Below are 10,433 nucleotides of genomic sequence, written 5' to 3'. Positions count from 1 at the left end.
GCAATCACCACAATACCAGCCCAACCAATGGGTTTGAGTTTCTCTTTAAAGATAATCCAGCTACCAATGGCCGTACCTAAAATACCGATTGCACCCCATGATGCGTAGGCTACGGCAAGATCCATACCCCGAACGGCTTCGGTCAATAACGTAAACGCACTCATAACCAGTAAAATAGAGAGAAAACCCCAGCGCTTACGTTTAAAACCTTTGGACTTATTCAGTGCCATATTCGCGGCAACATCCAGCAAGGCGGCAGCAATAACGAATCCGATATGTAACATTACGCTTCCTCCTGCTGTGGATGACTTTCACCGGCGTTCACCATAATAATACCGGTGACGGCCAGCGCTAACCCGATCATCTCTTGTAACGAGAGCGAGTAACCAAAAATAAACACCGAAATCAGTGTAATTAAGGTTACGCCTACCCCTTCCCACAGTGCATAAGCGATACCGATAGGTATTTTTTTGATCGCTTTAGAGAGGAAAAAGTAAGATATTCCGATCCCTGCCCACATAGGCAAATAACTGAAAAATGAACCATTTTCGATAATTTTATTGATAGATGATGTTCCTGCGACTTCGGTAATAATAGCCAGTAACAAAAACATCCATGCGAATAACATGTGAGTACCCTTTAATATCCTTAATGCCCCGTGATCTGCTGATAACGTTTGCGGCATAGCGTTACTCTAGCCCTCCTGCTCGTTATATACTAATCGCTCAGCGTCAACTTTTCCGACGCTACCGTTTGACAATTTGTTTACACCCTCTAGGATCAGCCGCTGATGTCTGGAGTAGCCGATGAAGTTCTCGCAGTTAGAAATGTTTGTAGAAGCCGCCAATAACGGCTCAATCACCGAAGCGGCGCGCCGTTTGGGCAAAAGCCGCAGTACCGTGAGTACCGCAATCAGTGCACTGGAAGACAGTTTGGGTGTCAGTCTTTTTGAACGCGGTTCAAACTTAACGGAATTGACCGTTATCGGTGAACAAATTCTGGATGACAGTGAGCGCATTTTACAAATTGCCTACATCATCGAACAAAAATGCCAGCACTACGCCACCGGTGCAGAAGCCTTGCTGCGCATCGCGCGCGATGATGCATTGTCAGAAGTTTTCTGGCGGCGGCTACTAGGCCAGTTAAAACAACAGTTTGCCGGCACCAGTGTCTCTTTGGTGTTGGCATCACCGCCCGAATTGCCCGCGCTGGTTGAAGAGGGAATTGTTGATGCCGCTTTTGGTTTGCTGACCCAAGAGCAAGAGAACTCATCACTGAAAATTGAGGTGCTGCATCCGCTGCGAACCATGATGGTGGTGGAAAAAAGCCATCCGCTGGCGCTGTTAAAACGGGTTCAGCACAATGATCTAGAGTCACATACACAAATTACGCTGTCATATGTGGATGATGAATCAGTGAAAACGCTGCAACCGGTCAGCGGTGATCATATCGGGTTATCTTGCTTTGAGATGATCCGTGATGCAGTGGTTGATAAGCTGGGCTGGGCTATTTTACCAATCCCACTGGTACAAACTCAGTTGCGCCATGACCAGTTACAGGTGCTGAAACATAAATTCAGCATGCAGTGGCGTGATTATGCCGCTTACGCCTCCCCCGCTGCTTATCACGGTAAGGTACTCTCGTGGATCCAGCAGGAGATCCAAAAAGAGTTAGAGTCTTACGATTAACCGGTTCTCAGATGAGCAAGCTTAGTCAGTCGATTCCTCAATTAAGCTTGTTTCGGCTGGCGGCGATACCAGAACATAAAATGCAGTAACGCCATGCCACCGTGCCCGATGATATACGCCTCTATCAAACCGGTCAGGGCTTTATGCAGTGATTTAACATCAGCCGCCCACACTGAACCGCTGCGCCAGAGTACAAACCAGCTAAACCCTGATACTACCACCAGCAGTAATGCGCCTAATCCCAGCCCCTGAATACAGGCAGCCACACCTTTAGGTTGTGATTCAGGTAGCCGAAAATGCAGCAATTCGCGCACATCAGCCGTGATCTGCTGTGTATCCCCCCATAAGTAAGGGTAAAAATAGCGTAGTCCACGGGTCAGTAAACAGTAAGGCAATAACAAAGCTGTCAGCAATAACACGACAATGCCGCTACCGATATGTAGCCACGTACAGAGCAGACTCAGCCAGCCGGCACCGATCTGCTGCTCGGGCGTAAAGTGCATACCGTTGCTGTTGATAATCTGCAAAATCACCAGCAGTGCAATGCTCGCATGCAATACACGTAAAAACAGACGCTGATTTTGTGCTAAATAACGCCAAAAACCGGAGAAAATACGCATAAAAATCCCTGATGTCTGAGTACGTGGCTTGAAAAGAGAACGTCACAGCAGAGTAACTATAGGGGATAAAAACAATAAAATCTGTGTGGGGATGTAACGATATTTAGGCAAAACGGCAGACGCTAAAAAACGGTCTGCCGTTGGGAATAAAGCCCGATGTTAACCGACGCTATTTATTTACGCGGAAAACCCAAGGGATACTTCACTCTTCGAGATAGCTGCGTAACATCCACGCCATTTTTTCATGCGCAGTACAGCGATCATCTAGCAGTGAGGCGGTTGCACCATCCATCACTTCGCCAGTCAGCGGATAGATACCGCGAATGCGCTCAATCACAGTAGCATGGCCTTGCAGCAGGAAGGTAATCATCTCATTGTTGCTAAGGTTTGATTGTGGTTCGGGTAAACGGCTCATTTCTTGGTATGCACTAAATGATCCCGGCGCTTCAAAACCCAGCTCACGAATACGTTCAGCGATATCATCGAGTGAATTCCAGATCCCCGTGTACTGCTGTTCAAACATCTGATGAATCGGCAGAAAACGCATGCCCTTCACGTTCCAGTGAAAATAGTGCGTACTCAGGTAGAGGCTAAAACTTTCAGCCAGAAGGTGAGCCAAACTGTCAGCGATCTGTTTTCTGCTTGCATCAGGAATAGAGATATCAACTTTCATGACCAGTGCTCCGTATGAAATAACTCGGCGATAACGCCATTGCAATTACCATACAACTGGCCGATGTATCTTTCTGTAGAGAAGTGCGAGCATCTGCGTCAGAGTGCGACAAATTTTGTCAAAAAAAAGCGACCTCAATGAGATCGCTTTTATCTTTTGTCTTATTTTCAATTACCCAATCAACCACCGCAATGCCTCATCAGCACCCGTGGTCTACCGAAGCAATCAGGCCAGAACTTGTTGCAGCCAAGGCCAACCCTGCTTCTTACGGCTCAGGGTATTTTGCATCATCAGAACACCGTTATCAGCATGTGCTTCTAACTTTGCTGACCATTCGCCCTGATACAGCAGACGGGTGGTTGCCGTGGTAATGTCGGTCAGCATCAGAGCAGCCAGTACCAGCGAATCTTCGCTGCAACGGCGCTGCAAATCGGCATTCAGCGCATCGATCATGTCATCAACTTGCGCCAGTGTTGCCAGCTCAATCTGGCCAACTACGACGTTATGACCGTTCAGTGGGTAAGCCTTCAGATCTTTTTCAACCAGCTCTGCTGCGCTCAAACCTGCGATATCGGTTTTAGCAATCAGCAGTTCGGTGATGAAGGTATCCAGATCAGTAATCTGTGCCAGTTCAGCCAGCGCGTAAACGGCATCTTTATCTTTTTGCGTACAGGTCGGAGAGGCAAAACCGACGGTGTCACTGATGATGGCTGACATCATCAGGATCGCCAGTGGGCGGGTAATCGGTGCATTTTCCATTTTGAACAGGTTGAACAAAATGGTATTGGTGCAACCTACTGGCCAAATCCACGCTTCCAGCGGCTGTGCGGTAGTCACATCACCTAAACGGTGGTGATCAACAATACCCAAAATTTCAGCTTGGGCCAGATCGTCTGGGCCTTGCGCCATATCAGAGTAATCTACCAGCCAGACTTGTTGTCCGGCTACACCAGTACACATCTCAGGCTGCTCAACACCCGCTTTATTTAAGATGAACTGGGTTTCACGGTTAATATCACCCTGACGAACGGCTTTGGCATTCAAACCGCGAGCTTGCAGCAGTGCAGTTGCTACCAGTGCCGAGCAGATGCTATCGCTGTCTGGATTTTTATGACCTACTACTTGAATCATATTACTTCCTTTCACTCTTTCTTTTTGTTTGGCGCGAGTTTTGTGCTCGCTTATTTTAGCTGATTTCAAAAATCAGGCTCGCAGCAAAACTGTAACGGCTCACCGGTTTTCGGGTGCGTGATATTCAGCTCTAGCGCATGTAATTGCAAACGATCGGCCATGGCCTGTGCCTGTGCGTTGGCATAAAAGCGATCACCCAAAATCGGATGCCCCAGTGCCAACATGTGTACCCGCAACTGGTGTGAACGGCCGGTAATAGGGGTCAGTTTAACACGGCTTGTTCCATCTGAATCACGACTGAGCACCTGATACAACGTCTGAGCTGGCTTACCGGTCTCATGACACACCTTCTGCTGCGGACGGTTCGGCCAGTCACACACCAGCGGTAAATCTATCTCACCGCTGTCGTGCTCAGGATGCCCCCAGATTCGGGCGATATACGCTTTTTTAGGCTCACGCTCACGAAACTGACGTTTGAGTTCACGCTCGGCCTGTTTGGTTAATGCCACCACCAGCACGCCACTGGTCGCCATATCAAGACGATGCACCGATTCAGCTAACGGATAGTCATCCTGCACCCGCTGCATAATGCTGTCGCGGTGCTCAGGCGCGCGCCCCTGCACTGACAACAGCCCGCTCGGTTTGTTGACCACCATGATGCTGGCATCCTGATAGAGGATCTCCAGCCAAGGGTCAGTCGGCGGATGATATGACTCCAGCGGCGGTGCACCGCTGGGGGCGGGTGGTTCTCCCGCCAAATAAGCTGCTTTACGCTGCCGTTTGGTGCTGCTCGATTGTGCCATGTGATTACCTTTGCTAAACACTTATTGATGCGTAACCACAACCACACGCAGCGAATCTAACCGCCAGTTGGCTTCATCAAGATGCTGCATCACTTGCTTACGGCCCAGATCCAGCACAGTCACTTCATCATCACGGATGTTCGGGTTCACCGCTTTAAGAGCCAGCATGCGATCGAGTTCGGCAGTCATCACGTTATCAGCCAGTTGACGCGCGGCATCAATTTCAATGCGCGCCAGCTCAGTGGCTTTCGGCTCGGCCAGTGTCAGCATCGCGTGGATCTCTTTTTGTACCGCATTGACCAGTTTGCTGCCGGTATGACGGTTCACTGGGCTAAGTTGGCGGTTCAGCGCTTCAAATGCCACTGACTGAGACAGGTCATTACCGTTGATATCCATCAGCAAGCGAATTGGGCTTGGCGGCAAGAAACGGGTCAGTTGCAGGTGTTTCGGCGCTTGCGCTTCAACCACATAGACCAACTCCAGCAACAGTGTTCCGGCAGGCAGCGCTTTGTTTTTCAGTAGCGACATTGCAGTCATACCGGTATCACCGGACAAAATCAGATCAATGCCGTTACGCAGGATCGGGTGTTCCCATGTCAAAAACTGGGCATCTTCACGCGACAACGCCACATCACGATCAAAGGTCACGGTACAGCCGTCTGATGGCAAACCCGGAAAATCAGGCACCAGCATATGGCCAGTCGGTTCAAGCACCAGCATGTGCTCACCACGATCCTCTTGCTGCACCCCAATAATATCAAACAGGTTCAGCGCAAAACTGACTAAGTCAGTACCGCCATCTTGCTCGCCAATTTTCTCGGCCAACGCCTGTGCTTCTGTGCCCCCGTTGGAGTGCATCTCCAGCAGGCGATCACGGCCCGTTTCCAGCTTGGCTTTCAAGCTATCGTGCAGCGCGCGGCTGTCGGCAATCAGCTCATCAAACCCTTCGGTGTTGCTTGGGTCGGCCAAAAACGGAATCAAACGCTCAACAAACTGATCATACACTGGGCGTCCGGTCGGGCAGGTGTGCTCAAACGCATCCAGCCCCTCATGGAACCAGCGCGACAGCAGCGCCTGAGATGTGCCTTCAAGACAAGGCACATGAATGGCGATATCGTGCCGCTGACCAATACGGTCAAGACGGCCAATCCGCTGCTCAAGCAGATCGGGGTTCATCGGCAAGTCAAACATCACCAACTGGCTGGCAAACTGGAAATTGCGCCCTTCTGAGCCAATTTCAGAGCAGAGCAGCACCTGCGCGCCCTCTTCTTGCTGTGCAAAGTAGGCCGATGCTTTATCACGCTCGATAATGGATAAACCTTCATGGAACACCGCCGCACGAATCGCTTCACGCTCACGCAGTGCCTGCTCTAAATGCACCGCGGTTTCGGCTTTCGCACAGATCACCAGCACCTTGTCATCACGGTGATTTTTCAAGAATGTCAGTAGCCACTCAACCCGTGGGTCAAAGTTCCACCACGTGGCATTTTCACCTTCAAATGCCTGATAAATTTGCTCGGGATAGAGCATCTGCAACGCACGATCATCAATCTTGCTTGATCCCATCATACGCGCAACGCGAATCGCGGTTTGATACTGGCTCGGCAGTGGCAAGGTGATCTGGTTTAAGCTGCGCTGCGGGAAGCCTTTCACACCCTGACGGGTATTACGGAACAGCACGCGGCCAGTACCGTGGCGATCCATCAGATTACTGATCAGCGTCTGGCGAGCACAGATGCGCTCCGCTTCATCCACACTCTTGGCGTTAATCACTTTGAGCAGCGGCTCAACATCTTGCTCTGGCAGCAGTTCGGTTAGCAGATTTTGTGCTGCAACCGTCAGCGGCTTGCCACCGGTAATATCAGCAACGGCATCGGCAATCGGCTGATACTGCTGCTGCTCAGCGACAAACTCTTCGTAATCATGGAAACGATCAGGATCGAGCAAGCGCAAACGGGCAAAATGGCTCTGCTGGCCTAACTGCTCAGGGGTTGCAGTCAGCAGCAACACGCCCGGAATATTCTCAGCTAAGGCTTCAACCACCTGATATTCACGGCTCGGTTTCTCTTCATCCCAAACCAGATGATGAGCTTCATCGACCACCAGTAGATCCCACTCAGCATCAACGGCCTGTTCGCAACGCTGGCGTTTTTTACGGATAAAATCGAGCGAACAGATCACCAACTGTTCGGTTTCAAACGGGTTCTCGGCATCCAGCCCCGCTTCGGCGCAACGCTCTTCATCAAACAGCGCAAAACGCAGATTGAAACGGCGCAGCATTTCCACCAGCCACTGATGCTGTAAAGATTCAGGCACCACCACCAGTACACGCTCGGCACGGCCAGAGAGCAGTTGCTGATGAATGATCATGCCCGCTTCAATGGTTTTACCCAAACCCACTTCGTCGGCCAGCAGAACACGCGGCGCATAACGGCAGCCCACTTCATGGGCAATATAAACCTGATGCGGGATAAGGCTGGCACGCACGCCGCGTAATCCACGCAGTGGTGAACGGAACTGATCGCGCTGATGGTTCAGCGCGCGATAACGCAGCGCAAAGCGATCCATCCTATCAATCTGACCGGCAAACAGACGGTCCTGCGGGCGGCTGAAGGTCAGCTTATTGTCCAGCATCACCTCACGCAGTGTGACGTTCGCCTCTTCGGTATCGACGCGTGTACCGATGTAGGTCAGTACTCCGTGTGCTTCCAGCACCTCTTCGACACACAATTTCCAGCCTTCATGACAGCTGATTGTGTCGCCTTGATTGAACATGACGCGGGTTACCGGCGCATCAACGCGGGAATAAACGCGGTTTTCACCGGAAACAGGAAACAGGATAGTCACGGTGCGGGCTTCTATCGCCACGACCGTACCTAAACCCAACTCACTCTCAGTATCACTGATCCAACGTTGACCAAGTGCAAAAGGCATAGTGCGGACTCAACTCTCTTCTTTGGGGTGGGTGCGGGAAAGGGCGCTATGGTAATTCAAGGTGTGTTTCCCGTCACGGATTTATCCGTATTCAATACTTTAAAAACTGTGTGATTGTCACAAGCATGTCATGAAGTATGCGTTTGATTGTTAATACGTTGCTACACTCAATAATAGGGGCAACACCCGTGCAAAGAGCGCACTGTTTTAACGCTGACAAGGAGATTGCTATGGGCACAGACGAACGGAAAACTTTCGTCCTCGATACCAATATTCTACTCCATGAACCCCAATCTATTTTTTCGTTTCAGGAACACAATGTCATCATTCCGATGACCGTACTTGAAGAACTCGACAGGATTAAGGATAGTAAACGCGACGTATCGCGCGAGGCCAGAATCGCGATTCGTATGCTCGAAAGTGTATTTCTTGATGCCACTGCCGAAGAGATCGCCGCCGGCGTTCCGCTCAGTAAACACGGCGCACAGGCATCGGGTTGCATCGCAATTTTTGCTGATTATGGCCTCGATGAAACGGCCTTCGCCTTCCCACATAAAGAGGGCGATAGCCGTATCCTCAATGGGGTATTATACCTGCAAAAGCAGCGTGCCCCTCAACCGATTATTTTAGTCACTAAAGATATTAATATGCGCCTGCGTGCCAAAGGCGCGGGTGTGCTGCGGGTTGAGGATTACCGTACTGATCAGCTCATTGATGATGTTCGCTTTCTCACCAAGGGCTTTCGCCACCTTCCCGGTAATTTTTGGAATAAGGTTGAGGTCTGCCAAACCCAACATGAGGGGCGAGAAACCTACCACTCCGTTGACGCTTCGCTGATCCCGACAGCGCATATCAATGAATATCTGTTTGATGATACTGAAAACTTTGCTGGCCGCATCTGTGCTATTGGCGAAGATCGTGTCACGTTTCGCGATCTTGGCCGCGAGAAAATGATGCATCGTCAGGCTTGGGGTATCCACCCGAAAAATATGTATCAGGCCATGGCACTGCATGCCCTGCTCGATCCCTCCATTGATCTGGTGATCTTAACCGGCCCTGCCGGTAGCGGTAAAACCTTGCTGGCCATGGCCGCGGCACTTGAGCAGGTGATCGAGAAAAAGATGTTCGACAAGATTATCGTCACCCGCAATACGCCGGATATCGGCGAATCCATTGGCTATTTACCGGGCACTGAAGAGGAAAAAATGATGCCATGGTTAGCCGCCATTACCGATACTCTGGAGGTGCTGCATAAAAACGATCACAACACCGAAGCCTCCATCAAATATATTCAGGATAAAGCCAATATCCAGTTTAAATCGATTAACTTCATGCGCGGGCGCTCGATTCAAAATGCCTTTGTCCTGCTTGATGAGTGCCAGAATTTAAGTGCGTCACAGCTAAAAACCATTATTACCCGCTGCGGTGAAGGCACTAAAATTGTTTGCTCGGGCAATCTGGCACAAATCGATAGCGCCTATCTCACGCCCGTAACGTCGGGATTAACCTATATTGTTGAGCGTTTTAAAGATTTTGAGGGCAGTGTAAACCTGTATCTGAACGGCGTTGTACGCAGCCGTTTAGCCTCTTATGCTGAAGAACATCTGTAAAACTGCGGTAGGAGCAAAACAATCTCTGGTTTTGCTCCTCTTCCTGCTGTTTTATTCTGCCTTTGCACCGCCGATTGACGGTGCAAAGCGCACCTTGCACAATACTTTCCTGTAAAATCACACCACTTCCCAATACAATTTTTTCCCGTCAGTTTGTTCTGACCAACTACATTGAGATACTGATGGATGCTCTATTTGTACACATACAGCTCTATGCCACGCAGTATGCGCTGACCGCCGTTTTTCTCGCGGCACTGATTGAGTCAATTGCGGTTATCGGTCTGCTGATCCCAAGTTCGATCATTATGACATCGATTGGCCTGATGATCGGCCACGGTGAGGTAAACTTTTGGCTAGCATGGCTGCTGGCAGCACTTGGCTGCATGGTCGGTGATTGGGGTTCATTTCTGACGGGGCACTATTTTACTGTTCCCCTGCGTAAAGCTCGCCCCTTACAGCGCTATACTAGCCAGATAAACAAGATTGAACATGCTCTGCATCAGCACAGTCTGCTGACTATCTTCTGGGGGCGACATATCGGCCCAACACGTCCGATTGTACCGCTGGTTGCTGGCATGCTGAATCTGCCATTACAAAAGTTTGTGCTGCCCAATTTTCTGGCCTGCGCAACATGGCCACCCGTTTATCTATTACCCGGTTTGCTCGCCGGCGTAGCCTTAGGGATCCCTGATGGGCAAGATCTCGGCGCGTTCCGTGTCTGGCTGATCCTCTGTGCGATCAGCTGTACTCTGGCAGTCTGGTTGTGCTGGCGTTACTGGCGTGTAGACCGCCAGAAAACCGATATTTTCAGCCGCTGGTTAACCCCGAGTCGTTTACGGATAGCCGCCCCGACCTCACTGATCGTGGCGGTTATCAGCACGGTATTGTTGCTGCAACAACCGCTGATGCCGCTGTATGCTAAGCAAGTTTGGCTGATCATCAGACCATAAACCGTACGGTACGGTAAACGGTAA

Annotated in this window: 10 protein-coding genes; 3 read left to right on the top strand and 7 right to left on the bottom strand. The window is 50.3% G+C overall.

Annotated elements, in window-relative coordinates; all coding sequences use genetic code 11:
- The coding region (locus tag ACRC27_RS01780; protein WP_438639041.1) for an SMR family transporter at positions 1 to 284 on the bottom strand (284 nt) is incomplete at its 3' end.
- Complete coding sequence (locus tag ACRC27_RS01775; protein WP_438623487.1) at positions 284 to 628, bottom strand: DMT family transporter; 345 nt, start codon at positions 626 to 628, stop codon at positions 284 to 286. The genes ACRC27_RS01780 and ACRC27_RS01775, both read right to left, overlap by 1 nt.
- 178 nt (positions 629 to 806) lie before the next feature.
- On the opposite strand from ACRC27_RS01775, the gene ACRC27_RS01770 reads away from it, so the two are divergent.
- Complete coding sequence (locus ACRC27_RS01770; protein WP_438623486.1) at positions 807 to 1,688, top strand: LysR family transcriptional regulator; 882 nt, start codon at positions 807 to 809, stop codon at positions 1,686 to 1,688.
- 41 nt (positions 1,689 to 1,729) lie between these two features.
- Here ACRC27_RS01770 and ACRC27_RS01765 read toward each other — a convergent pair whose 3' ends face one another.
- The 5 genes from ACRC27_RS01765 to rapA all read right to left on the bottom strand — a co-directional run bounded on the left by ACRC27_RS01765 (position 1,730) and on the right by rapA (position 7,849).
- Complete coding sequence (locus tag ACRC27_RS01765; protein ID WP_438639039.1) at positions 1,730 to 2,308, bottom strand: cytochrome b/b6 domain-containing protein; 579 nt, start codon at positions 2,306 to 2,308, stop codon at positions 1,730 to 1,732.
- Positions 2,309 to 2,510: 202 nt separating this feature from the next.
- The gene (locus ACRC27_RS01760; RefSeq protein ID WP_438631231.1) at positions 2,511 to 2,981 is read right to left on the bottom strand and encodes a Dps family protein; all 471 of its coding nucleotides are present in this window, start codon (positions 2,979 to 2,981) and stop codon (positions 2,511 to 2,513) included.
- Between the two features lie 225 nt (positions 2,982 to 3,206).
- Entirely contained in the window at positions 3,207 to 4,112 is a 906-nt protein-coding gene (locus ACRC27_RS01755; RefSeq protein ID WP_438623483.1) for a manganese-dependent inorganic pyrophosphatase, read from the bottom strand.
- 65 nt (positions 4,113 to 4,177) lie between these two features.
- Positions 4,178 to 4,915 (bottom strand): bifunctional tRNA pseudouridine(32) synthase/23S rRNA pseudouridine(746) synthase RluA, encoded by a 738-nt coding sequence (gene rluA / locus ACRC27_RS01750; RefSeq protein ID WP_438631233.1) that lies wholly within the window; start codon positions 4,913 to 4,915, stop codon positions 4,178 to 4,180.
- A gap of 21 nt (positions 4,916 to 4,936) precedes the next feature.
- Positions 4,937 to 7,849, bottom strand: a complete 2,913-nt coding sequence (gene rapA / locus ACRC27_RS01745) for an RNA polymerase-associated protein RapA (protein ID WP_438623481.1) — start codon at positions 7,847 to 7,849, stop codon at positions 4,937 to 4,939.
- 230 nt (positions 7,850 to 8,079) lie between these two features.
- On the opposite strand from rapA, the gene ACRC27_RS01740 reads away from it, so the two are divergent.
- Positions 8,080 to 9,459: a PhoH family protein gene (locus ACRC27_RS01740; RefSeq protein WP_438629939.1), complete on the top strand. Its 1,380-nt coding sequence runs from the start codon at positions 8,080 to 8,082 to the stop codon at positions 9,457 to 9,459.
- 182 nt (positions 9,460 to 9,641) lie between these two features.
- A complete protein-coding gene (locus ACRC27_RS01735) occupies positions 9,642 to 10,409 on the top strand; it encodes a DedA family protein (RefSeq protein ID WP_438639038.1) in 768 nt (255 codons plus the stop codon).
- Positions 10,410 to 10,433 lie beyond the last annotated feature (24 nt).

The organism is Plesiomonas sp. (assembly GCF_051650925.1).
GTDB lineage: Bacteria > Pseudomonadota > Gammaproteobacteria > Enterobacterales > CAMTGL01 > Plesiomonas.
This window is presented reverse-complemented; position numbering and strand designations above follow the sequence as displayed.

Bases quoted from the DNA above. Each gene is read 5' to 3' on its own strand.
- ACRC27_RS01775 (WP_438623487.1), bottom strand. From the start codon at position 628: ATGTTATTCGCATGGATGTTTTTGTTACTGGCTATTATTACCGAAGTC.
- ACRC27_RS01770 (WP_438623486.1), top strand. From the start codon at position 807: ATGAAGTTCTCGCAGTTAGAAATGTTTGTAGAAGCCGCCAATAACGGC.
- ACRC27_RS01765 (WP_438639039.1), bottom strand. From the start codon at position 2,308: ATGCGTATTTTCTCCGGTTTTTGGCGTTATTTAGCACAAAATCAGCGT.
- ACRC27_RS01760 (WP_438631231.1), bottom strand. From the start codon at position 2,981: ATGAAAGTTGATATCTCTATTCCTGATGCAAGCAGAAAACAGATCGCT.
- ACRC27_RS01755 (WP_438623483.1), bottom strand. From the start codon at position 4,112: ATGATTCAAGTAGTAGGTCATAAAAATCCAGACAGCGATAGCATCTGC.
- rluA (WP_438631233.1), bottom strand. From the start codon at position 4,915: ATGGCACAATCGAGCAGCACCAAACGGCAGCGTAAAGCAGCTTATTTG.
- rapA (WP_438623481.1), bottom strand. From the start codon at position 7,849: ATGCCTTTTGCACTTGGTCAACGTTGGATCAGTGATACTGAGAGTGAG.
- ACRC27_RS01740 (WP_438629939.1), top strand. From the start codon at position 8,080: ATGGGCACAGACGAACGGAAAACTTTCGTCCTCGATACCAATATTCTA.
- ACRC27_RS01735 (WP_438639038.1), top strand. From the start codon at position 9,642: ATGGATGCTCTATTTGTACACATACAGCTCTATGCCACGCAGTATGCG.